The sequence below is a fragment of the Sphingopyxis terrae subsp. terrae NBRC 15098 genome (genome assembly GCF_001598815.1).
Taxonomy (GTDB): Bacteria; Pseudomonadota; Alphaproteobacteria; order Sphingomonadales; family Sphingomonadaceae; genus Sphingopyxis; species Sphingopyxis terrae.
Map to the genome: position 1 here is coordinate 98,496 of NZ_BCZQ01000008.1, position 21,910 is coordinate 120,405.

Sequence of the window (21,910 nt, forward strand, 5' to 3'; positions counted from 1 at the left end):
CGTCAAGGCCGAGAGTCGGGCTGGCGCGTCAGGGCGCGGCGCGCACCTCGGTCGCTTCGGCGAGGATCAGCGCGAAGGCGGGATCGACATCGTCCCACACCGCGATCGGCGTCCAGCCGCCGGCGCGGAGGAGCAGGCTGGCGTCGCGGGGGCCATATTTATGGCTGTTCTCGCTGTGGATCGTTTCGCCCTTCGCCATGGTATAGGAGCGGCCATCGACCGTGAAGTCGAGGTCGCACGCCGCGACCAGATGCATTTCGATGCGCGCATGAACATCGTTCCAGCAGGCGCGATGGTCGAAATTGGCAACGGGAATCGTGCCGTCCAGTTCGCGGTTGATCCGTTCGAGCAGATTGAGGTTGAACGCCGCGGTGACGCCAGCCGAATCGTCATAGGCGCGTTCGAGGGTGCCGATATCCTTGATCCGGTCGACCCCGATCAGCATCAGCGCGCCGTCGCCGAGCGCGCTGCGCCAATGGCGGAGCAGATCGACCGCGCTGCGCGCCACCATATTGCCAATCGTCGAGCCCGGAAAGAAGCCGAGTTTGGCAAGGCCGCAAATCTCGCGCGGGAGCGCCACCGGCTGGGTGAAGTCGGCCTCGACCGGATAGACCGGAAGGTCGGGAAAGCGTGCCGAGAGGGCGGCCGCGCTGTCGCGCAGAAAATCGCCCGAAATATCCACCGGCACATAGGCGCCGGGGGCAATGGCATCGAGCAGCAGCGGCGTCTTCGTCGAGCTGCCCGATCCCAGCTCGACCACCGCGCGGCCCGGCCCGATCGCCGCCGCCAGTTCGCGCGCATGGCGCGTGAGCAGCGCCACCTCGCTGCGCGTCGGATAATATTCGGGCAGCCCGGTAATATCCTCGAACAACGCCGATCCGGTCGCGTCATAGAACCAGCGCGCCGGAATCGCCTTTTGCGCCTGCGACAATCCCGCATGAACGTCGGCGCGAAAGGCGATATCGACGCCGCTGTCATCGGCATCGACCTGCCGCAATTGGCGAACAACGCCCATGATCACAAATCCTTGGCAAGGCGCAGGCCAGTGAACTGCCAGCGCTGGTGGGGGTAGAAGAAATTGCGGTAGGAGGCGCGAACATGGCCGCGCGGGGTCGCACAGCTGCCACCGCGCAGCACGAACTGGCCGCTCATGAACTTGCCGTTATACTCGCCGACCGCGCCCGGCGCGGCGCGAAAACCGGGATAGGGGCGATAGGCGCTGCCGGTCCATTCCCAGACGCCGCCGAACATCCCCGCAAGCGCAGCGCCGTCCGATGCGGCGCCGTCCGCCGCCGCCGGATGCACCGGGCCGGCGGCATCGAGCTGCTGCCCCGCGCGCGGATCATATCCCGCCGCCGCCGCTTCCCATTCAAATTCGGTCGGCAGCCGCGCCCCGGCCCAGCTGGCGAAGGCGTCGGCTTCGAAAAAGCTGATGTGCGTCACGGGAGCGGCGGGATCGATCGCCTGCCATCCGGCAAGGGTGAACTGGCGATCGCCCTCCCAATAGGCGGGGGCGTCGATGCCTTCTGCCTGGACCCATGCCCAGCCGTCGCTGAGCCACAGCGACGGGGTGCAATAGCCGCCGTCGGCGATGAAGTCGCGCCATTCGCCGTTCGTTACCGGTCGATTGGCGAGCGCATGCGGCGCAAGAAGCGCCGAAAAGCGCGGAAGTTCACAGTCGAATGCGAAACCCTCGCCCTCATGCCCCACGGCAACGATCCCTTCCGTTCCCGCGATCCAGCGCAGCGGCCCCGCCGCGGCGGACGGTGGCGAAGAATCGGCGGAAAACTGCGCAACTTCATTCGCGATTGCACTGTCGGAAGCGTCCCAGACGGCGGGGCCGAGCGGGTTCTGCGCGAACAGATGCTTGATGTCGGTGAGCAGCAATTCCTGATGCTGCTGTTCATGATGGATGCCAAGCTCGACGAGCGCGCGTGCGGCCGGCGACAGCGTCGGCAGCGCCTTCACGATGGCCGCATCGACATGCCCGCGCCAATCGCGCACCGCATCGAGCGACGGCCGCGTCAGCAGGCCGCGGCGCGGGCGCGCGTGGCGCGGCCCCTCTGCCTCATAATAGCTGTTGAACAGATAGGCGAAGCGGTCATCGAACAGCGAATAGCCGGGGCAATGATCGCGCAGGACGAAGGTTTCGAAAAACCAGCTCGTATGGGCGAGATGCCATTTAGCGGGCGATGCGTCGGGCATCGACTGCACGCTGGCGTCGGCGTCGGACAGGCGCGCGACAAGGTCGAGCGAGAGCTGCCGCGTCGCAGTGAAGCGCCGGGTCAGGTCGTCCGCCAAAGGAGCGGTCGCGGGCGAAGCATCGGTTCGGCTGGCCATGGTTTGACAATCCCCCGAAGAGCGATTCGGTTTCGTCGCCTGCCCCAATATGGTTACAGGACGGAGAATTGTCTAGAACAAAAGAAGAACAATATGGCGATCGGTCCTAGCGCGTCGCGCCGGGTTTCCACAGGATGTCACCGCCCGCCGCGGCGTTGAGGTGGCGCGTCGCGACGAACAGATGGTCGGACAGGCGGTTAAGATAGGCCAGCGCCAGCGGGTTGAGCGGCCGCGTCGCCGACGCCGCGACCGCCGCACGTTCGGCGCGGCGCGCGATCGCGCGCGCGAGGTGGAGGCGCGCCGCGGCTTCGGTGCCGCCGGGCAGGATGAAGCTGGACAGCGGCGCGAGCCTGTCGTTCATCGCGTCGATCTCTGCCTCCAGCCGCGCGATCTGGCTCGCGACGATGCGCAGCGCCATTTCGTGCGGGCCGAAGCCATGCTGCGGATCGGCAGGCGTCGCGAGATCGGCGCCAAGGTCGAACAATTCGTTCTGGATGCGCGCGAACATCGCCGCTGCCTCGCCGCCCGCGGGCAGCGCCGCGACCGCGATACCGAGGGCGCTGTTCGCCTCGTCGACGTCGCCGATCGCTTCCATCAGCGCGTCGGACTTGGCGATGCGCGACCCGTCGACGAGGCCCGTCGTGCCGTCATCGCCGGTGCGCGTATAGATTTTGTTGAGCTTGACCATAAGCGAGGGGCTGCGGGCGGACGCGCCGCGATCAGCTGCCCGCGGCGAGAAGGCCGATCAGCACGATCAGGATGATCGTCACCGCCTGCCACTTCACGCGCGCCATCATCATCCGGTTCTGCATGAGCTGATTTTCATGCTCATTGCCCTCCATCGCGGCGCGGTGACCCTGCGCGAAATAGAAGAGCCCGCGCGCGAGCGCGAAGAGGACGAGGCCGGCCGACGCAACGACCGCAAGGATGAGAAGCACCTGCATGTCTTCTATTTAGGGCATTTGCAGCGAATATCCAGCCGGAAGCCGCCCGGCGCGCAAATCGTCGGCCAGCGCGCGCCCGTCCGCGCCCGTAGCGCGCAGCGCGGCAAGCGCCGCCGCGCCGTCGCGCTTGGCGAGCCGCTTGCCGTCGGCGCCGCAGACAAGCGCATGGTGGCGGTAGACCGGCGTCGCAAAACCAAGCAGCGCCTGAAGCAGCCGGTGGACGTCGGTCGAGGCGATCAGATCGGCGCCGCGAACCACCAACGTCACCCCCATCGCGGCATCGTCGATCGTGCTCGCGAGATGATAGCTGGCGGGGGCATCCTTGCGCGCGAGGACGACGTCGCCATGCGCGGCGGGATCGGCGGCGCGCGGCCCCCGCCCCTCCTCCTCCCAGACGAGCGGCCCCGCAATCGCGACCGCGCTTGCCATGTCGAGCCGCCAGCAATGCGCCTCCTGCGCCAATCGCCGTTCGCGCTCGGCCGCGCCGAGGTGGCGGCAGGTGCCGGGATAGAGCGGCGCGCCGTCCGCCGGTGCGCCGTGCGGCGCCGCGAGGCTGGCGGCAATATCGGCGCGGGTGCAGAAGCAGGGGTAGACGAGCCCGCGGGCACGAAGACCGGCAAGCGCGGCGGCATAATCGCCCAGATGCTGCGACTGGCGAACCGGCGCGCCGTCGAAAGTCAGGCCCAGCCACTCGAGATCGGCGAGCGCAGCGCCGACAAACGCCTCGCGCGAGCGGCTGCCGTCGATGTCGTCGATGCGGAGGTGGAACGCGCCGCCCGCGGCGCGCGCGGCATCATGCGCCAGGATCGCACTGAACGCGTGGCCAAGGTGCAGTTCGCCGGTCGGGCTGGGGGCGAAGCGGGTCAGCATGGCGTGGCGGCCGAATCCATATGCTGTGGAGCTCTCAATCCATCCATTCCATATATTGCGACACATCCCCCCTTGACGCCAGATTCTGATGCGTCATGTAATGATGGTGTCACGCGAGGAAGGCAGTGGCGCGCCATCCCGAGCAGCATAGGGGGCAGCGTTACCAAGCCATGTTCCATCCCGATCTTGCCCGGCATCCCGATAATTGTCCGGCTCTCGTCCTCAATGCAGATTATACGCCGCTGAGTTATTACCCGCTGAGCCTGTGGCCGTGGCAGACCGCGGTCAAGGCGGTATTCCTCGACCGCGTCACGATCGTCGAGAATTACGAGCGCGAAATCCATTCGCCGACGCGGACGATGCCGATCCCCAGCGTCATCGCGCTGCGGCAATATGTGAAACCGTCGCAATATCCCGCCTTCACGCGCTTCAACCTGTTCCTGCGCGATCGCTTCGCCTGCCAATATTGCGGGTCGGGCAAGGATCTGACCTTCGACCATGTCGTGCCGCGGCGGCTGGGCGGGCGGACGAGCTGGGAAAATGTCACCACCGCCTGTGCGCCGTGCAATCTGCGCAAGGGCGGGCGAACGCCGGCGCAGGCGCATATGCCGCTGCACCAGAAGCCGTGGCGCCCGACGAGCTGGCAGCTTCAGGACAATGGCCGCGCTTTTCCGCCGGGCTATCTGCACGAAAGCTGGATCGACTGGCTTTACTGGGATGTCGAACTGGAGGGCTGACAGGCCCGGTTCAGCCGGAGGGTGCCAGACGGTCGCCAAATATTTGGTCAACAGGAGTATCGTCATGAACCGCGCCGTCGCTTCGCTCGCCATCGGCCTCGCCGCCCTCCCGCTCGCCGCCTGCGCAAGCTTCGCGCCGGCCGAGCGGCCCGTGTCGGTGACCGGCGCGATCACCTATCGCGAGCGCATGGCGCTGCCGCCGACGGCGCAGGTCGAGGTGACGCTGGCCGACGTCAGCCTGATGGATGCGCCCGCGTCGGTGATCGCACGCCAGAGCTTCACCGCCGACGGCCGGCAGGTGCCCTTCGCCTTTTCACTGACCGTCGACCAGCGCCGGCTCGACCCGCGCCACAGCTATGCCGTGGCGGCGCGGATCACCGATGCGTCGGGCAAGCTGATGTTCATCACCGACACGCGCAACAGCGTGACCTTCGACGGTGCGCCGCGGATCGACCTGGGCACGCTGGTGATGGTGAAGACGCGCTGACTTCAGCCGTCACAGTTGAGGTCTGTGCGCACGCCCATTTCATGCAGCATCTTTTCGACTCTCGGAAAGTCGAACTGCCATTCGTCATGGGAATCGGTCCGGCGAAGCGCGGGGGTCATGTCGATACCTTGGCAGCAGTAGCAGACTTGAATCTCGCCGAGCTGACGCCCCGATCCGTCATAATAGCGAAAGAAGTGATGCGGAATAAAGCAAGCCGCATGGACCCGCTCAGCCCATTCCTTCTTTGTCAGACGGTAAAGAAATACCGATCCGTCGAGGGTATCCCGTTGCGCCTTTGTCAGGCGAATGCCTTCGGGTCGCGACGTCCAATTCCCCATCTTTTCCTGATCGTCATAAGATAGATCTTCAACGAACAGGCGGACTTCGGAGGCTTGCGGCCACGGCCTGACCGGCGTGGCTCCAGCCAAAGGCTTGGAGGGCGGTGATAGAATATACTCGTCGACCGATACCTCCGATCCCATGGCCAGCGACAAAGCAACGCCCACGGACAGGAGCAGTGCCGTCCAGACGGCGATCATGGCGCTTTGTTGCTTCATATGATTTCCCTCAGCCCAACCCATTTCAATAGCTTTAACAGACACGCAATAAAGGCATAGCTATGCGTCGCTTGACCCGGCGCCTGTTGCGGTGCAGCAAGCTGAGTCCATGGGCCCTCCAATCCAGATCTCGCAGAATCCCGACATTCGCTATCTCGGGCGGATCCTCGGCGACGTCATTCGCGCCTATGGCGGCGAAAAGCTGTTCCGGCAGACCGAATATATCCGGTCGTCGAGCGTCGACCGGCATCGCGGCATCGCGGGCGCCGAGACGATCGATCCGGGGCTGGAGGCGCTGAGCCTCGACGATACCATCGCCTTCGTGCGCGGTTTCATGCTGTTTTCGATGCTCGCCAATCTGGCCGAAGACCGGCAGGGCGTCGCCGCCGAGCCCGAGGCGACGGTGGCGGCAGCGCTGGCGCGGCTGAAGCAGGACGGCATCGATGGCGATGCGGTCGCGGCGCTGCTCGACGCCGCGCTGGTCGCGCCGGTGCTCACCGCGCACCCGACCGAGGTGCGCCGCAAGTCGATGCTCGACCACAAGAACCGCATCGCCGAGCTGATGCGGCTGCGCGATGCCGGCGTCGAGGAAACCGCAGAGGGCGATGTCGTCGAGGAGGCAATCCGCCGCCAGATCGTGCTGCTGTGGCAGACGCGGCCGCTGCGCACCGAAAAATTGTTCGTCGCCGACGAGATCGACAATGCGCTGACCTATTTGCGCGACGTGTTCGTGCCCGTGATCCCCAAGCTTTATGCGCGCTGGGAACAGGAGCTGGGCGCGCGCCCGGCAAGTTTCCTGCGCGTCGGGAGCTGGATCGGCGGCGACCGTGACGGCAATCCCTTCGTCACCGCCGAGACGCTGCATATGGCGACGAGCCGCAACGCCGCCGCGGTGCTCGGCCATTATATCGACGCGGTGCATGCACTGGGCGCCGAACTGTCGGTGTCGTCGTCGCTCGCGACGGTCCCCGAAGCGGTCGAGGCGCTGGCCGCGGCGAGCGGCGATACCGCGCCGAGCCGCAGCGACGAGCCCTATCGCCGCGCCCTGTCGGGCATTTATGCCCGGCTGTGCGCAACCTATGCCGGCATCGTCGGGCGCGCGCCGCCGCGGCCGTCGGCGCTGGCCGGCGACGCCTATGCCGCCCCCGCCGAATTCCGCCGCGACCTCGTCACGATCGCTGCCGGCCTGTCGGCGAGCGGCGAGGGCCAGCTCGGCGGCATCGGCGCGCTCGGCCGGTTGATCCGCGCGGTCGAGGTCTTCGGTTTCCACCTTGCGACGCTCGACATGCGGCAGAACAGCGCGGTGCACGAACGCGTGCTCGCCGAGTTGCTCGCGGTCGCGGGGGTCGAAGGCGATTATCTCGGCCTGGGCGAAGAGGCGCGCGTCGACCTGCTGCGCCGCGAACTGGCGACCAACCGCCCGCTTGCCGCGCCGTGGCATCAGTGGAGCGAGGAGACCGCCGGCGAACTCGCGATCGTCCACGCCGCCGCCGCGATCCGCGCCAAGCTGGGCGCCGAGGCGATCGTCCAGTGGATCATCAGCAAGGCCGAAAGCCTGTCCGACCTGCTCGAGGTCCATGTCCTCGCCCGCGAAGCCGGACTGTGGTCGGCCGAGGCGCAGGACAATCTGATGGTCGTGCCGCTGTTCGAAACCATCGCCGACCTCGATGATGCGCCGGGGATCATGGCCGCCTATTTCGCGCTGCCCGAGATTGCACCGCATGTCGTCGCGCGCGGGCATCAGGAAGTGATGATCGGCTATTCGGATTCGAACAAGGATGGCGGCTATCTGACCTCGACCTGGGGGCTCTATCAGGCATCGGAAGCGTTGACCCCGGTGTTCGAGGCCGCCGATACCGCGATGCAGCTTTTCCACGGTCGCGGCGGTGCGGTCGGGCGCGGCGGCGGCAGTGCCTTTGCCGCGATTCGCGCGCAGCCCGCGGGGACGGTGCAGGGCCGCATTCGCATCACCGAACAGGGCGAAGTGATCGCGGCCAAATATGGCACTGCCGACAGCGCCGCGACCAATCTGGAGGCGATGGTATCGGCAAGCCTGCTCGCCAGCCTCGAGCCCGAGGCGATGAGCGCGGACGACGCCGGGCGCTTTGCGGGCGCAATGACCGCGCTGTCGAACGACGCCTTTGCCGCCTATCGCGGGCTCGTTTACGACACGCCCGCCTTCAAGGACTTCTTCCGTGCAATGACGCCGATCGCCGAGATCGCGACGCTGAAGATCGGATCGCGGCCGTCGAGCCGCACCAAATCGACCGCGATCGAGGATCTGCGCGCGATTCCCTGGGTGTTCAGCTGGGCGCAGGCGCGCACCATGCTGCCCGGCTGGTACGGCACCGGTGAAGCCTTTGCGGCGTTCGCGGACCAGGCGCTGCTCGCCGATATGGCGCAAAGCTGGCCCTTCTTTGGCGCGCTGCTGGGCAATATGGAAATGGTGCTGGCGAAATCGGACATCGGCATCGCCGCGCGCTATGCCGAACTGGCCGGGCATGTGGGCGGGCATGCGGCGATCTTTTCGCGCATCCGCGACGGCTGGCACCGCGCCCACGACGGGCTTTTGACGATCACCGGCCAGTCGCGGCTGCTCGAGAATAATCCGGCGCTCGAGGCATCGATCCGCCTGCGCCTCCCCTATATCGAGCCGCTCAACCTGCTGCAGATCGAATTGATGAAGCGCCACCGCGCGGGCGAAACCGACCCCCGCATCGCCGAGGGCATCCAGTTGACCATCAACGCGATCGCGACCGCGCTGCGCAACAGCGGGTAGGCTAGCAGATTCGTCATCCCGGCGAAGGCCGGGATCTCAACTTCGCGTCATTTCGCGCCGTCGAGACCCCGGCCTTCGCCGGGGTGACGATTAAAGGAAAGCCGCGATTGAAACAGGATTCCGCTCAGCTCTTGACGATCCGCACCTCGCCCTTGCTCGTCTCGCCCGCGGGTTCGAAGCTGATCGTGAAATCGGCGCCGTCCTTGTCGGTCCCGCGCAGCGTGTCGCCGGCGCGCTGGACCTGGATATTCTTCTTCGCAAATTCGCCGGCCATCCAGTCGGCCGCCTTGGCGGGCGCGGCGGGCGAGGTGAAGCCGAGGCGCACCGTCGCCTTGTCGGCGCCGCCCTTGTCGCTCGCATTGACATCGATGCTTGCGATCTTGCTGCCCGGATAGAGCTTCACCCCGTCGATGTCGAAATCGCTATCGACGTCGATATTGGCGAAATCGGGGAGTTTGAAGCTCATCGAACCGTGATCGCCGTCGATGCTGACCTTGCCGCCATCCTTGCCGGCGGTGATCCGGACATTGCCGCCGTCGCCATCGGCATTCACCGTGACTTCGGCCTTATCGCTCTTGTCTTCGGCGTGCCCGCAGGCGCCGAGCAACAGCATCGGGGGAATCAGGAAGGCGAAACGCATGGACTGTCTCCTTGGTGCATTATTTGAATAATACACCTGCGCGCGCGGCGAGTCAATTTCCCGTCGGCTCGCCATGACGCGGTTACGGTTCGACAGGGATACAAACCGGATCAAGTCCGGGGTGGCCGGCAAGAAGCGACCTAAGCGTCGATGCTGGTCTTGAGGTCGCCATGGACGAGACCGCCGTCGACCGCGATCGTTTCGCCGACGACATAATCGCCCGCCTTCGATGCGAGAAAGATCGCTGCGCCGGCCATATCCTCGGGCACGCCGATGCGCTTGGTCGGGATACTCTTGGCAACCGCGTCGCCATGGTCGCGCGCCGCCTTGTTCATGTCCGACTGGAAGGCGCCGGGTGCGATTGCGGTGACGAGGATATTGTCCTGCACCAGCCGCGCCGCCATCCGCTTGGTCAGATAGAGGATCGCCGCCTTCGACGCGTGATAGCTGTAGGTTTCCCACGGGTTGAGGCGCATGCCGTCGATCGACCCGATGTTGATGACCTTTGCCGGCTGTGCGGGCGTGCCCGCCGCCTTCAGCAGATTGTGCAGCGCCTGGGTCAGGAAGAAGGGCGATTTGACGTTGATGTCCATCACCTTGTCCCAGCCGGCTTCGGGGAAATTCTCGAAGGGTTCGCCCCAGGCGGCGCCCGCATTGTTGACGAGGATGTCGAGCTTTTCCTCGCGTGCTTCGAGTTCCTTGGCGAGCGCGCGGCAGCCTTCGACGGTCGAAAGATCGACGGGCAGGCCGATGACCTTGCCCGGATAGCGCGTTTCGAAATCGGCGACGGCTTCCTCGATCTGCGCGGTCTTGCGCGCCGAGATATAAACGCGCGCGCAGCCGGCGGCGAGATAGCCTTCGACGATCATCTTGCCGATGCCGCGCGAACCGCCGGTGACGAGCGCGATGCGGCCGTTGAGGCCGAACATATCATTGAGGTTCATGGTTTTTCTCCGATTATCCCCCTCCCGCAAGCGGGAGGGGCTAGGGGTGGGCCAGCGACGGTGCGGTTACCCACCCCGCTGCGACTAGCGAGCAGGCTCGCAAGTCTCGCTGCCCCTCCCGCGCGCGGGAGGGGGTTTGGGTCGTCTCAGTATCCGTTCATCCGGGCGACCTGGTCGATATGGTAATGCACATCGCCCATGAATTCGGCGAGCGCGCGGTCGCGTTTCATGTAGAGGCCGATGTCATATTCGTCGGTCATGCCGATGCCGCCGTGCATCTGAACGCCTTCGCGCACCGCGAGGTTGGCGGCGCGGCCGGCCTTGGCCTTGGCGACCGAGACCATCAGCTTCGCGCCTTCGCTGCCCTCGTCGAGGAGCTGCTGCGCCTTCATCACCGTGGCGCGCGCGACTTCCATCTCGCCATAGAGATGCGCGGCGCGGTGCTGGAGCGCCTGAAACTCGCCGATCAGCTTGCCGAACTGCTTGCGTTCCTTGAGGTAATTGACGGTCATGTCCATCGCGCCCTGGCCGACGCCCACCATTTCTGCGGCAGCGCCGGTGCGGGTGGCGGCCAGCAGCACGTCGAGGATGTCGCCGCCGGCATCGACTTCGCCGATCACTGCGTCGGCATCGACCTCGACGCCGTCGAGGGTGACATGGCTTGCAAGCGAGGAGTCGACGAGGCGGCGCGGATCAGCGGTCAGCCCCTTTGCATCCTTCGGCACCGCGAACAGGGTGATACCGCCGTCGGTTTTCGCCGCGACGATGCTCATGTCGGCGACATGGCCGTGGAGGACGAAGCTTTTCTTGCCGTCCAATCGAAAGCCGTTTCCGGCGCGTGTCGCGGTGGTGGCGATGCGGTCGGGGCGGTGCTTGGCACCCTCGTCGATCGCGAGTGCGACGATCGCCTCGCCGCCGGCGATGGCGGGGAGCCAGCGGCCCGCCTGCGTGCCGCCCGCCTTCGCCAGCGCGGCGACCGCGCCGACGCTGGTCGCGAGGAAGGGCGACGGGGTCAGGTTGCGGCCGATTTCCTCGAGCACGATGCCCGCTTCCATATGCCCCATGCCGAGCCCGCCATGCGCCTCCGGCACCAGCATGCCGGGCAGGCCCATTTCGGTGAACTGCGCCCACAGGTCGCGCGAGAAGCCGGTGGCGTCGGCCTCGTCGCGCAGCTTGCGGAGGTGCGAGACGGGGGCCTGTTCGGCCACGAAGGGCGCGACGCTGTCCTTGAGCATCGCCTGATCGTCATTGTGATACAAGGGCATGGGTCAGGCTCCGGGCAAATCGAGGATACGCTTGGCGATGACGTTGAGCATCACTTCGCTCGTGCCGCCTTCGATCGAATTGGCCTTGGTGCGCAGCCACGCGCGCGGGCGGGCGCCGCCCTTCGTTTCGGGGCTGTCCCATTCGAGCGCTTCGCTGCCACCGCCCGACATGACGAGTTCGTGGCGGCGCTTGTTGAGCTCGGTCCCGACATATTTCATCATGTTCGACGAGGCGGGGTGCGCGCGGCCGGTCTTCCACATGTCCATGAAGCGTTCGCCCATCGCGCGATAGGCAAAGACATCGACGTCGAACGCCGCCATTTCGGCGCGCAGGATCGGATCGTCGAGTTCGCCATGGTCGTTCTTGCCGATCGCCTTGGCAAAGGTGCCGCCGATGCTGACCATATCGCCGCCGGCACCGCCGCCCGAGATCATCTCGCGTTCGTGGCCGAGGAGATATTTGGCGACGTCCCAGCCGCGGTTAATCTCGCCGACGAACTGCGTCTTGGGCACTTCGACATCGTCGAAGAAGGTTTCGCAGAAGGGCGAATTGCCCGAAATCAGCAGGATCGGCTTGGTCGTGACGCCCTTGCTCTCCATGTCGAAGAGCATGAAGGTGATGCCCTGATATTTGTTCGCCTTGTCGGTGCGGACGAGGCAGAAGATCCAGTCGGCCTTGTCGGCATAGCTGGTCCAGATCTTCGATCCGTTGACGACCCAGTGATCGCCGTTGTCCTCGCCCAAGGTCTGCAGGGAGACGAGGTCGCTGCCCGAGCCGGGTTCCGAATAGCCCTGGCACCAGCGGATTTCACCGCGCGCGATCTGGTTCAGATAATGGACCTTCTGCTCTTCGGTCCCGAATTTGAGCAGCGCGGGGCCAAGCATCCAGATGCCGAAGCTGTCGAGCGGCGAGCGCGCGTTGATGCGCTTCATTTCCTGTTTCAGGATCTTGGTCTGTTCGGGAGTCAGCCCGGCGCCGCCATATTCCTTCGGCCAATCGGGAACGGTGTAGCCCTTTGCGGCGCAGGCTTCGAGCCATTGTTTCTGGGCGTCATTCTTGAAAACCCATTTGCGGCCGCCCCAGCACACATCGCCCTCGTCGCGGACGGGTTCGCGCATTTCGGGGGGACAATTGGCTTCCAGCCAGGCGCGCACTTCGGCGCGAAAAGCGTCCTGATCGCTCATCTTTCGGGCTCCTCTTCTGGCGCGCAAACTAAGGGGAGTCGCCCGGTTTACGCAAGCGTCAACTTGGCTGCGCCGCGCTGCCGTTACGGCGCCGTAGCGTCCGATTGCGGGCCGTTGACGCGCCCTCCCATGCGCCTAAGCTAAGTGGCAAAAGAAAACGGGAGAGCAGGAAATGCGATTCGCAGGCAAGGTCGCCGTCGTCACCGGCGCAGCATCGGGTATCGGCAAGGCGGCCGTTCTGAAACTCGCGGGCGAAGGCGCCCATGTTTTCGCCGCCGACATCGACGAGGCGGGCGGTCAGGCGCTTGCCGCGGCGTCGAACGGCCGGATCGAATTCATACGGTGCGACGTCACCGTCGCGTCGGATATCGAAGCGCTGATGGACGAGGCCGCGAAGCGCGGCGGCGGCATCGACATCGTGTTCAACAATGCTGCCGCAGGCGGCGACCGCGCCCCGATCGACGAAATCACGCCCGACGGATGGGACTGGACGATGAACCTCGTCCTCAAATCGGTCGCGATGGGCATCCGCTATGCCGCGCCCCATATGAAGGGCCGCAAAGGCGCCGCGATCGTCAACACTGCGAGCGTCGCGGCGCTCGGCGCCGGCTATTCGCCGACCGCCTATGCCGTCGCCAAGGCGGGCGTGCTGCATCTGACCAAGGTCGCGGCGACCGATCTTGCCCAATATGGCATCCGCGTGAACGCGATCTGCCCCGGCTTCATCAACACCAATATCTTCACCACCTCGCTCGAGGTGCCCGACGAAAGCAAGGATGCGGCCAAGGCGGTGATTGCCGAAATGAGCGCGCATGCGCAGCCGGTCGCGCGCGGCGGTCAGCCCGACGATATCGCGAACGCCGTCGCCTATCTGGCGAGCGAGGAGGCGAGCTTCATGACCGGCACGCATATGCTGGTCGATGGCGGCCTGACGATCGGCCAGCGCCACGCCTGGGATCCCGAAGCGCCGGGCCTGTTCGACGCCCTGATAGCCATGGAGGATGCGGCCAAGGCCGGAGCCGCCGCGTGACCGCCGAGACCCCGGCGCAGGCGCGCCTGCCGCTCGGGCTCAAATTATTCCACGGCCTCGGCAGTGTTGCCTATGGGGTCAAGGACAACGGCTTTTCGACCTTCCTGCTGATCTTCTACAGCCAGGTGGTCGGGCTCGATGCGAGCCTTGTTTCGCTGGCGCTGATGTTCGCGCTGCTCGCCGATGCCTTCGTCGATCCGCTGATCGGCTATTTTTCGGACCGCACCTATACGCGCTGGGGCCGCCGCCATCCGTGGCTCTATCTCGCGCCGCTGCCGCTCGGGCTCGCATGGATGCTGCTGTGGTCGCCGCCCGACGATCATACGCATATCTTTGCCTATCTCGTCGTCGTCGCGGTGCTCGTGCGCACGCTGGTATCGTGCTGCGAAGTGCCGTCGCAATCGCTCGTCGCCGAACTGACAAGCGATTATGACGAGCGCACCGCGCTGGTCCGATTCCGCTTCCTCTTCGCCTGGGGCGGCGGGCTGCTCGTCTTCTTCCTCGCCAACACGGTCTTCCTGCGCCCCGACGCGACGCACAAGTTCGGGCAGCTCAATCCTGCGGGCTACTGGCTCTACGGCCTGTGCGGGGCGATCATCATGGCGGTGACGGTTTTCATCTCCGCGCTCGGCCAGCATCGGCGCATAGCGCATCTGCCCGCGACGAAGCCCGAACCCGGAACGCCCCGGCGCGCCTTTGCCGAGATTTGGGAATCGCTGCGCCACCCGGCGGCGCTGATCCTGCTCGGCGCCTCGCTGATCGCGATTTCGAGCACGCAGATGACCTTCACCATCTCGAACTTCCTCTATCTTTATGTCTGGCGCTTTTCCGATGGCGCGTTCGCGGCATTGCCGTGGCTGCTGATGGTCAGCGTCCTGCTGTCCTTCGTGTTTGTGCAGCCACTCCACCACCGGTTCGGCAAGAAACGCGTCGCGGTGGTCTGCGGGATCATCAGCACGATGTTCTGGGTGGCGCCGTTCGGCCTGTTCCTTTCGGGCCATTGGCCGGGAACCGGCTCCGCCTTTTCGAGCAATCTGCTGATGGGCTTCATCCTCGTTTCCAACGTCAACGCGGTGATGGTGATGATCTCCGCACAGTCGATGCTCGCCGACGTCGTCGAAGCGTCGCAGGTCGAAACCGGACGCCGCACCGAAGGCGTGTTCGCCGCCGGCTGGATGTTCGTCCAGAAATGCGCCACCGCCGTAGGGATCGGCCTCACCGGCCTGCTGATAAGCCTGTCGGGCCTGCCGGCGAAAGCCGTTCCCGGCGAGGTTGCACCGCAAGTGGTCGACCGGCTGGTCGTCAGTTACAGCCTGATCGTGATCGTCGCGACGATCCTGTCGACGTGGATCTTCGCGCGCTTCCCGATCAACCGCGCCGACCATGAAGCCCGCGTCGCCGCGCTGTCCGCATCCGAAACGATCGCGCTGCAATGAGCGCCAATATTCTCCCCGGCGCGCTGCCGACGCGCGTCAAGGTGGCGCATGGCGTGGGTGCCGTAACACTCGGAATCAAGGAGTCGGGGCTCACCACCTTCTTCATGATCTATTACAACCAGGTGCTCGGTTTCGATCCGCGCGTCGTGTCGCTCGTGTTGATCGGCGCGATGCTTGTCGATGCGATCGTCGATCCGATGATCGGCCGGCTGTCGGATGCGACGCGAACCCGGCTTGGACGGAGGCTGCCCTGGCTTTACGGCGCCGCTCTGCCGATGGCGATCGTGTGGACGCTGCTGTGGGTGTCGCCCGATATCGCAAAACATTCGACGTTGGGCCTGTTCCTCAATGTCGTGGCCGTGCGCATATTGGTGTCGGCGTGCGAAATTCCCTCGATCTCGCTCGTCGCCGAACTGACCCGCGATTATGACGAGCGCACCGCCTTGATGCGCTATCGCTTTCTGTTCGGCTGGCTGGGCGGCCTGCTTGCCGTCGCGCTTGCCTATAATGTCTTTCTGGTCTCCGACGATCCCGCGCGCAGCGGCTTGCTCGAGACATCCGGCTATACCGCCTACGGTCTGTTCGGCGCCGCCATGATCTTGCTGACGACGCTGGCGTCGGCATTCGGTCAGCAACGCCGCATCCTGTCGCTGCCGCCTCCGCCGCGCAGGCCGCACGGCCATTCGATGCTCGCCGACATCCTGCTTGCCTTTCGCAACCCGGCGTTTCTTGCGCTGGCGTCCGGCGCGCTGTTCGTCACGGGCGCCTATGCGACGACGATCGCGTCGACCAATTATATGATGCTCTATGTCTGGCAACTCAGCGACGCACAGCTGCGTTTCTATCCTGTCGGGCTCGCCATCGCGGTCTTCGGCGCTTTCGCGGCGGTCGGCCATGCGCACCGCCGCTTTGGCAAGCGCGACAGCGCGATCGGTGCCGCGCTCGCGAGTGGCGCGATCGCCTTCCTGCCCTATGCCGCGCGCAATCTGGGCTGGTGGCCCGATCTCGGCGGATGGTCTTCCATGATGCTTCTGCTGTCGTTGCAGACCCTGTCGCTGTTCGGGTTGGTGGTGGCAACCATTTCCACCTCGTCGATGGTTGCGGAGATCGTCGAAGCGCATGAGGTCGATCATGGCACGCGGATCGAGGGTGTCTTCTTCGCCGGCTATCTGATGGTCCAGAAATTCGGGCAGGCGCTCGGCATCTTTCTCGTCGGCCAGCTTGTCGCCTTTGCAGGGTTGAGTGATCAAGTGCGGCCCGAGGACTGGCCAGCCAGCACGGCCGCGGCAATGGCGTGGATTTTCGCCGGATTGATGATTTTGATTTCGGTCATGGCGACCATTGGCCTGCGGCGGTATCCGATCGACCGGGCCAGCCACGAGGCACGGCTCGCCGCCCTCGCCTCGACGGGCGGCGCAGCGGCCGATAGCCAAGGGCCGCGGCCGTGACGGAAGATTGCGCGGGCAGCGATGCCGGGGCAATTTTCTGCGCCGCGGGTCTTGGCAAAGGGGGGCGAATCGGTCCAAAGGCTTACGTGAACGTAAAGGGAAAGGATGCAGCGATGGATTTCGACTTCACCGACCGGCAGGTGCACTGGCGCGACCGGGTGCGCGAGTTCATCGACCGCAAGATCCGCCCCGCCGTTGCGACCTACAAACAGCAGGATGCGAGCGGCGACCGCTGGAAAGTCATCCAGGTGGTCGAGGATCTGAAGGCCGAGGCGAAGGCCGCTGGCATCTGGAACCTGTTCATGCCGCCGCGCAGCAGTGCGCACCACCATGTCGACGAGACGTTCGAATTCGAAGGCCCGGGGCTCACCAACCTTGAATATGCGCTGTGCGCCGAGGAAATGGGCCGCGTCGGCTTCGCGAGCGAGGTATTCAACTGCTCGGCGCCCGACACGGGCAATATGGAAGTCTTCCACCGCTATGGCACCCGCGCGCAGAAGGACAGATGGCTCGCCCCACTGATGAATGGCGAGATTCGGTCGGCCTTCCTGATGACCGAACCCGCGGTCGCCTCGTCCGATGCGACGAACATCGAAACGCGGATCGAACGCGACGGCGACGACTATGTCATCAACGGCGTCAAATGGTGGTCGTCGGGCGCGGGCGATCCGCGCTGCAAGGTCGCGATCGTCATGGGCAAGACCGACTTCGGCGCCAAGCGCCACGCGCAGCAGTCGATGCTGGCGGTCCCGATGGACGCGCCGGGCATCAACATCCTGCGCCACCTGCCCGTGTTCGGCTATGACGATGCGCCGCACGGTCATATGGAAATCGAGCTCAAGGACGTTCGCGTCAAGGCCGAGGATGCGATGCTGCTCGGCGAAGGCCGCGGCTTCGAGATTGCGCAGGGCCGCCTCGGGCCCGGGCGTATCCACCATTGCATGCGCACGATCGGCGTCGCCGAAGAAGCGCTCGAACGGATGTGCAAGCGGCTCCAGTCGCGCGTCGCCTTCGGCAAGACCGTGGCCGAGCACAGCATCTGGGAACAGCGCATCGCGCGGGCGCGCATCGACATCGAAATGACGCGCCTCCTTTGCCTGAAGGCCGCCGACATGATGGACAAGGTCGGCAACAAGTCGGCCGCGGCCGAGATCGCGATGATCAAGGTGCAGGCGCCGAACATGGCGCTGCAGATCATCGACGATGCGATCCAGGCGCATGGCGGCGGCGGCGTCAGCGAAGATTTCGGCCTCGCCAAAATGTACGCCGGCCAGCGCACGCTGCGTATCGCCGACGGTCCCGACGAAGTCCACGCCCGCGCCATCGCGCGCATCGAACTGGCGAAACATTCGCCCGCCGCGCAGGATGATCGTTTCTCGTCGGGCGACATCGGCGTTACGCGTTAAACCGTCCTACGTCCGTTCGTGTCGCGCGAAGTCGAGACACGAACGGCCACAACCGGTTCTCGACGTCGCTCGAACCGAACGGAGAAGATACATTGACCAAAGCCGCCGTCCTGATCGAACCCGGCAAGCCCCTCGTCATCGAGGAGGTCGTCGTCGACAAGCCCGGCCCGCACGAGGTGCGTATCCGCACCGCCGCCTGCGGGCTTTGCCATTCGGACCTGCACTTCATCGACGGCGCCTATCCGCACCCCCTGCCCGCCATCCCCGGCCATGAAGCTGCCGGGATCGTCGAGGCGGTGGGTAGCGAAGTCCGCACGGTGAAGCCGGGCGACGCGGTCGTCACCTGCCTCAGCGCCTTTTGCGGCCATTGCGAATATTGCGTTACCGGTCGCATGTCGCTGTGCCTAGGCGGCGAGACGCGCCGACCGGCCGGATCGGCACCGCGCATCACGCGCCCCGACGGATCGCCGGTGAACCAGATGCTCAACCTCAGCGCCTTTTCGGAGGTGATGCTGGTCCACGAACATGCGTGCGTCGCGATCGATCCCGAAATGCCGCTCGACCGCGCGGCGGTGATCGGCTGCGCGGTCACGACCGGCGCGGGCACCATCTTCAACGCGTGCAAGGTGACGCCGGGCGAAACGGTCGCGGTCGTCGGTTGCGGCGGCGTCGGGCTCGCGACGATCAACGCCGCCAAGATCGCAGGCGCCGGACGCATCATCGCCGCCGACCCGGTTCCCGAAAAGCGCGAACTGGCGATTAAGCTCGGCGCAACCGATGTCATCGACGCGCTCGCCGACGATGCCGCCAAACAGATCGTCGAAATGACCAAGGGCGGCGTCGACCATGCGGTCGAAGCGGTCGGGCGCCCCGCCTCCGCCAGCCTCGCGGTTGCGTCGCTGCGCCGCGGCGGCACCGCGACGATCCTGGGCATGATGCCGCTGTCCGAAAAGGTCGGACTGGGCGCGATGGATCTGCTTTCGGGCAAGAAGCTGCAGGGCGCGATCATGGGCGGCAACCGCTTCCCGGTCGACATTCCGCGGCTGGTCGATTTCTACCTGCGCGGCCTGCTCGATCTCGACAGCATCGTTGCCGAGACGATCCCGCTCGACCGGGTCAACGAAGGCTTCGACAAGATGCGAAAGGGCGATGCCGCGCGGTCGGTGATCGTGTTCGACCAATGACGGAAACAATCGACGCGCAAAAGGCCTTCAGCGGCACCGTCGCGCCCGAGGGGGCCGACGTCCTCGACGAAGCGAAGCTGACCGCCTGGATGGAAGCCAATGTCGAAGGGTTCGAAGGCCCGCTGACGCAGAGCAAATTTGCCGGCGGCCAGTCGAACCCGACCTACAAGATTTCGGCGCCGTCGGGCAATTATGTGCTGCGGCGCAAACCCTTCGGTCCGCTGCTCCCCTCGGCGCACGCCGTCGACCGCGAATATAAGGTGCAGGCTGGGCTTCACAAAATGGGCTATCCGGTCGCGCGCCAATATGGCCTGTGCACCGACGACAGCGTGGTCGGCAGCTGGTTCTATGTGATGGGGATGGTCGACGGCCACACCATCTGGGACGGATCGATGCCGGGGTCGACCCCCGAAAACCGCCGCGCGACCTATTTCGCAATGATCGACGCGCTCGCCGCACTGCACAGTGTCGATGTCGAAGCCGCCGGGCTTTCGGACTTCGGCAAGCCGGGCAATTATTTCGGGCGCCAGGTCGATCGCTGGACCAAGCAGTACCGGCTGTCCGAGACCGAGACGATGGACGAGATGGAGCGGCTGATCGAATGGCTGCCCGCGACCTTGCCCGAACAGACGCGCACCAGCGTCGTCCACGGCGATTACCGGATCGACAATATGATCTGGGCCAAGGACCGGCCCCAGGTGCTGGCGGTGCTCGACTGGGAGTTGTCGACGCTTGGCGATCCGCTCGCCGATTTCACCTATGTCGCAATGGCTTGGGTGACCGAAAATGGCGGCCGTTCCGGGGTGATGGACCTCGACCGCGCGGCGCTGGGCATTCCCGAACTCGACGAGGTGGTCGATCGCTATTGCGCCGCGACCGGGCGCGACAGCGTTCCCGACATGAACTGGTATTTCGCCTATAATTTCTTCCGCCTCGCCGGCATCATGCAGGGGATCAAGATGCGCGTCATCGACGGCACCGCATCGTCGGCCCATGCCAAGGCAATGTCCGAACGCGTCCTGCCGCTGGCGCAAAAGGCGTGGCACTTCGCGCAGCAGGCCGGCGCATGAGCCTGTTCGACATGACCGGGCAGGTCGCGCTGATCACCGGATCGTCGCGCGGCATCGGCAAGGCGACCGCCGAAGCGATGGCCGAACAGGGCGCCAAGGTGGTCATCTCGAGCCGCAAGCAGGATGCGTGCGATCAGACCGCGGCGGCGATCAACGCGCGCTTTGGCGAAGGGACCGCGATTGCGGTTGCCGCGAACATCTCGTCGAAGGAGGATCTGCAGCATCTCGTCGACGCGACACGCGCCGCCTTCGGCAAGATCACCGCGCTCGTCTGCAACGCGGCGTCGAACCCCTATTACGGCCCCGGCCTTGGAATCAGCGACGACCAGTTCCGCAAGATCATGGACAATAATATCCTGTCCAATCACTGGCTGATTTCGATGGTCGCCCCCGAAATGCTGGAGCGGGGCGAAGGATCGATCACGATCATCAGTTCGATCGGCGGGCTCAAGGGATCGCCGATCATCGGGGCCTACGGGATTTCCAAGGCGGCGGACATGCAGGTGGCGCGCAATTTCTCGGTCGAATTCGGTCCGAGGGGTGTCCGCGTCAATTGCATCGCGCCCGGCCTGATCCGCACCGACATGGCGCGCGCGCTGTGGGAAAATGAAGAGAATCTTCGGCGTTCCACCGCGGCTTCGACGCTGAAGCGCATCGGCGAACCGCACGAGATCGCCGGCGCGGCGGTCTTTCTTGCCAGCAAGGCGGGGGCATTCACAACCGGCCAGACCATCGTCTGCGATGGCGGAGCCACGATATCGGGAGGCGCATGATGGGCGCATTGGACGGCAAGATCGCGATCATTACCGGCGCGGGCAGCGGCATCGGCCGGGCAAGCGCGCTGCGCTTCGCCGCCGAAGGCGCGAAACTCGTCATCGGCGACAAGAGCGCGGCGGTGCATGACACGACGCAGGCGGTAAAGGACGCAGGCGGCACCGTCGTCGCGCTGGAAATCGATGCCGGGGTCGAGGCCGATGTTGCACGGCTGGTCGCGACCGCACAGGAAAATTACGGCGGGGTCGACATCGCCTTCGCCAACGCCGGGATCATCGGCGACATGGGCGGCATCTTCGACATCTCGCCCGAGGCCTGGGCCGAAACGCTGCGCGTCAATCTGATCGGCCCGGCGCTGATGGTCAAGCATGCGGGCAAGGCGATGGTCGATCAGGGCCGCGGCGGCGCGATCCTGCTGACCGCCAGTGTCGCGGGGATCAATTCGGGCGCCGGCCCGGCCGCCTATTCGGCGTCGAAGGCGGGGGTTATCAACCTCGCCAAGACCGCGGCGCAGCAGATGACGTCGGCCAATGTGCGCGTCAACGCGATCTGCCCCGGCCTCACCGAAACCGGGATGACCAAACCGACCTTCGACTATGCAAAGGAGAAGGGCGTCACCCACAAGATCGGCCAGCTCAACCCGCTGAAGCGCGCCGGCCAGCCCGAAGAGCTCGCCAATGTCGCGCTCTTCCTGCTCAGCGACCAGGCAAGCTACGTCAACGGACAGGCGATTGCGGTTGACGGGGGCCTCACCAGCTCGCACCCGGTGACGCGCCAGCTTCTCGGCCAGACATCGCACTAAGGACGACGCCCC

The 21,910-nt window shown here is 65.4% G+C and carries 21 protein-coding genes; 11 read left to right on the forward strand and 10 right to left on the reverse strand.

Annotated features, from left to right (window positions below):
* Positions 1-28: 28 nt before the first annotated feature.
* The 5 genes from egtD to gluQRS form a co-directional block, all read right to left on the reverse strand.
* Positions 29-1,015 carry an L-histidine N(alpha)-methyltransferase gene (gene egtD, locus STE01S_RS06315; protein WP_062766058.1) on the reverse strand — a complete coding sequence of 329 codons (987 nt, stop codon included), beginning with the start codon at positions 1,013-1,015 and terminating at the stop codon, positions 29-31.
* A 2-nt stretch (positions 1,016-1,017) separates the two neighbouring features.
* On the reverse strand, positions 1,018-2,340 hold the full coding sequence (gene egtB / locus STE01S_RS06320; protein WP_062766061.1) for an ergothioneine biosynthesis protein EgtB: 1,323 nt from the start codon (positions 2,338-2,340) through the stop codon (positions 1,018-1,020).
* A 106-nt stretch (positions 2,341-2,446) separates the two neighbouring features.
* Entirely contained in the window at positions 2,447-3,028 is a 582-nt protein-coding gene (locus tag STE01S_RS06325) for a cob(I)yrinic acid a,c-diamide adenosyltransferase (RefSeq protein ID WP_058812199.1), read from the reverse strand.
* A gap of 31 nt (positions 3,029-3,059) precedes the next feature.
* A complete protein-coding gene (locus STE01S_RS06330; RefSeq protein ID WP_003041307.1) occupies positions 3,060-3,284 on the reverse strand; it encodes an HIG1 domain-containing protein in 225 nt (74 codons plus the stop codon).
* Positions 3,285-3,293: 9 nt separating this feature from the next.
* Complete coding sequence (gluQRS, locus tag STE01S_RS06335) at positions 3,294-4,154, reverse strand: tRNA glutamyl-Q(34) synthetase GluQRS (protein WP_062766064.1); 861 nt, start codon at positions 4,152-4,154, stop codon at positions 3,294-3,296.
* 170 nt (positions 4,155-4,324) lie between these two features.
* Here gluQRS and STE01S_RS06340 point away from each other — a divergent pair, with 170 nt between their 5' ends.
* Together STE01S_RS06340 and STE01S_RS06345 are read left to right on the forward strand one after the other, a co-directional pair.
* Positions 4,325-4,891, forward strand: a complete 567-nt coding sequence (locus STE01S_RS06340; RefSeq protein ID WP_003041310.1) for an HNH endonuclease — start codon at positions 4,325-4,327, stop codon at positions 4,889-4,891.
* Positions 4,892-4,955: 64 nt separating this feature from the next.
* Positions 4,956-5,378 (forward strand): YbaY family lipoprotein, encoded by a 423-nt coding sequence (locus STE01S_RS06345; RefSeq protein ID WP_082813240.1) that lies wholly within the window; start codon positions 4,956-4,958, stop codon positions 5,376-5,378.
* 2 nt (positions 5,379-5,380) lie between these two features.
* On the opposite strand, the gene STE01S_RS06350 is transcribed toward STE01S_RS06345, so the two are convergent.
* On the reverse strand, positions 5,381-5,935 hold the full coding sequence (locus tag STE01S_RS06350; RefSeq protein ID WP_062766067.1) for a hypothetical protein: 555 nt from the start codon (positions 5,933-5,935) through the stop codon (positions 5,381-5,383).
* Positions 5,936-6,044: 109 nt separating this feature from the next.
* Between STE01S_RS06350 and ppc the strand changes: the two genes are divergently transcribed.
* A complete protein-coding gene (ppc, locus tag STE01S_RS06355) occupies positions 6,045-8,714 on the forward strand; it encodes a phosphoenolpyruvate carboxylase (RefSeq protein WP_062766070.1) in 2,670 nt (889 codons plus the stop codon).
* A gap of 124 nt (positions 8,715-8,838) precedes the next feature.
* Here the strand turns inward: ppc and STE01S_RS06360 are convergent, their stop codons facing one another.
* From STE01S_RS06360 to STE01S_RS06375, 4 genes are all read right to left on the reverse strand, one after another.
* Positions 8,839-9,354, reverse strand: a complete 516-nt coding sequence (locus STE01S_RS06360; RefSeq protein ID WP_062766073.1) for a hypothetical protein — start codon at positions 9,352-9,354, stop codon at positions 8,839-8,841.
* A 140-nt stretch (positions 9,355-9,494) separates the two neighbouring features.
* Positions 9,495-10,298 (reverse strand): SDR family oxidoreductase, encoded by an 804-nt coding sequence (locus STE01S_RS06365; RefSeq protein ID WP_003041324.1) that lies wholly within the window; start codon positions 10,296-10,298, stop codon positions 9,495-9,497.
* Positions 10,299-10,444: 146 nt separating this feature from the next.
* The gene (locus tag STE01S_RS06370) at positions 10,445-11,563 is read right to left on the reverse strand and encodes an acyl-CoA dehydrogenase family protein (protein ID WP_062766076.1); all 1,119 of its coding nucleotides are present in this window, start codon (positions 11,561-11,563) and stop codon (positions 10,445-10,447) included.
* 3 nt (positions 11,564-11,566) lie between these two features.
* Positions 11,567-12,748: an acyl-CoA dehydrogenase family protein gene (locus STE01S_RS06375; RefSeq protein ID WP_062766078.1), complete on the reverse strand. Its 1,182-nt coding sequence runs from the start codon at positions 12,746-12,748 to the stop codon at positions 11,567-11,569.
* Between the two features lie 172 nt (positions 12,749-12,920).
* On the opposite strand from STE01S_RS06375, the gene STE01S_RS06380 reads away from it, so the two are divergent.
* The 8 genes from STE01S_RS06380 to STE01S_RS06415 all read left to right on the forward strand — a co-directional run bounded on the left by STE01S_RS06380 (position 12,921) and on the right by STE01S_RS06415 (position 21,898).
* Complete coding sequence (locus STE01S_RS06380; protein WP_062766081.1) at positions 12,921-13,778, forward strand: SDR family NAD(P)-dependent oxidoreductase; 858 nt, start codon at positions 12,921-12,923, stop codon at positions 13,776-13,778.
* Positions 13,775-15,214 (forward strand): MFS transporter, encoded by a 1,440-nt coding sequence (locus STE01S_RS06385; RefSeq protein WP_062766084.1) that lies wholly within the window; start codon positions 13,775-13,777, stop codon positions 15,212-15,214. The genes STE01S_RS06380 and STE01S_RS06385 overlap by 4 nt, the downstream gene beginning before the upstream one ends.
* Positions 15,211-16,662 (forward strand): MFS transporter, encoded by a 1,452-nt coding sequence (locus STE01S_RS06390; RefSeq protein WP_062766087.1) that lies wholly within the window; start codon positions 15,211-15,213, stop codon positions 16,660-16,662. Before STE01S_RS06385 ends, STE01S_RS06390 begins: the two co-directional genes overlap by 4 nt.
* A gap of 113 nt (positions 16,663-16,775) precedes the next feature.
* A complete protein-coding gene (locus tag STE01S_RS06395) occupies positions 16,776-18,068 on the forward strand; it encodes an acyl-CoA dehydrogenase family protein (RefSeq protein ID WP_003041345.1) in 1,293 nt (430 codons plus the stop codon).
* Between the two features lie 92 nt (positions 18,069-18,160).
* Entirely contained in the window at positions 18,161-19,252 is a 1,092-nt protein-coding gene (locus tag STE01S_RS06400) for a Zn-dependent alcohol dehydrogenase (protein WP_062766089.1), read from the forward strand.
* Entirely contained in the window at positions 19,249-20,322 is a 1,074-nt protein-coding gene (locus tag STE01S_RS06405) for a phosphotransferase family protein (protein WP_062766091.1), read from the forward strand. The genes STE01S_RS06400 and STE01S_RS06405 overlap by 4 nt, the downstream gene beginning before the upstream one ends.
* Complete coding sequence (locus tag STE01S_RS06410) at positions 20,319-21,095, forward strand: SDR family NAD(P)-dependent oxidoreductase (protein ID WP_062766094.1); 777 nt, start codon at positions 20,319-20,321, stop codon at positions 21,093-21,095. Before STE01S_RS06405 ends, STE01S_RS06410 begins: the two co-directional genes overlap by 4 nt.
* Positions 21,095-21,898: an SDR family NAD(P)-dependent oxidoreductase gene (locus STE01S_RS06415; protein WP_062766342.1), complete on the forward strand. Its 804-nt coding sequence runs from the start codon at positions 21,095-21,097 to the stop codon at positions 21,896-21,898. Before STE01S_RS06410 ends, STE01S_RS06415 begins: the two co-directional genes overlap by 1 nt.
* Positions 21,899-21,910: the final 12 nt, after the last annotated feature.

Bases quoted from the DNA above. Each gene is read 5' to 3' on its own strand.
- STE01S_RS06360 (WP_062766073.1), bottom strand. From the start codon at position 9,354: ATGCGTTTCGCCTTCCTGATTCCCCCGATGCTGTTGCTCGGCGCCTGC.
- STE01S_RS06350 (WP_062766067.1), bottom strand. From the start codon at position 5,935: ATGAAGCAACAAAGCGCCATGATCGCCGTCTGGACGGCACTGCTCCTG.
- gluQRS (WP_062766064.1), bottom strand. From the start codon at position 4,154: ATGCTGACCCGCTTCGCCCCCAGCCCGACCGGCGAACTGCACCTTGGC.
- STE01S_RS06375 (WP_062766078.1), bottom strand. From the start codon at position 12,748: ATGAGCGATCAGGACGCTTTTCGCGCCGAAGTGCGCGCCTGGCTGGAA.
- STE01S_RS06340 (WP_003041310.1), top strand. From the start codon at position 4,325: ATGTTCCATCCCGATCTTGCCCGGCATCCCGATAATTGTCCGGCTCTC.
- STE01S_RS06405 (WP_062766091.1), top strand. From the start codon at position 19,249: ATGACGGAAACAATCGACGCGCAAAAGGCCTTCAGCGGCACCGTCGCG.
- STE01S_RS06330 (WP_003041307.1), bottom strand. From the start codon at position 3,284: ATGCAGGTGCTTCTCATCCTTGCGGTCGTTGCGTCGGCCGGCCTCGTC.
- STE01S_RS06395 (WP_003041345.1), top strand. From the start codon at position 16,776: ATGGATTTCGACTTCACCGACCGGCAGGTGCACTGGCGCGACCGGGTG.
- ppc (WP_062766070.1), top strand. From the start codon at position 6,045: ATGGGCCCTCCAATCCAGATCTCGCAGAATCCCGACATTCGCTATCTC.
- STE01S_RS06390 (WP_062766087.1), top strand. From the start codon at position 15,211: ATGAGCGCCAATATTCTCCCCGGCGCGCTGCCGACGCGCGTCAAGGTG.
- egtB (WP_062766061.1), bottom strand. From the start codon at position 2,340: ATGGCCAGCCGAACCGATGCTTCGCCCGCGACCGCTCCTTTGGCGGAC.
- STE01S_RS06345 (WP_082813240.1), top strand. From the start codon at position 4,956: ATGAACCGCGCCGTCGCTTCGCTCGCCATCGGCCTCGCCGCCCTCCCG.
- STE01S_RS06415 (WP_062766342.1), top strand. From the start codon at position 21,095: ATGGGCGCATTGGACGGCAAGATCGCGATCATTACCGGCGCGGGCAGC.
- STE01S_RS06325 (WP_058812199.1), bottom strand. From the start codon at position 3,028: ATGGTCAAGCTCAACAAAATCTATACGCGCACCGGCGATGACGGCACG.
- egtD (WP_062766058.1), bottom strand. From the start codon at position 1,015: ATGGGCGTTGTTCGCCAATTGCGGCAGGTCGATGCCGATGACAGCGGC.
- STE01S_RS06370 (WP_062766076.1), bottom strand. From the start codon at position 11,563: ATGCCCTTGTATCACAATGACGATCAGGCGATGCTCAAGGACAGCGTC.
- STE01S_RS06380 (WP_062766081.1), top strand. From the start codon at position 12,921: ATGCGATTCGCAGGCAAGGTCGCCGTCGTCACCGGCGCAGCATCGGGT.
- STE01S_RS06365 (WP_003041324.1), bottom strand. From the start codon at position 10,298: ATGAACCTCAATGATATGTTCGGCCTCAACGGCCGCATCGCGCTCGTC.
- STE01S_RS06410 (WP_062766094.1), top strand. From the start codon at position 20,319: ATGAGCCTGTTCGACATGACCGGGCAGGTCGCGCTGATCACCGGATCG.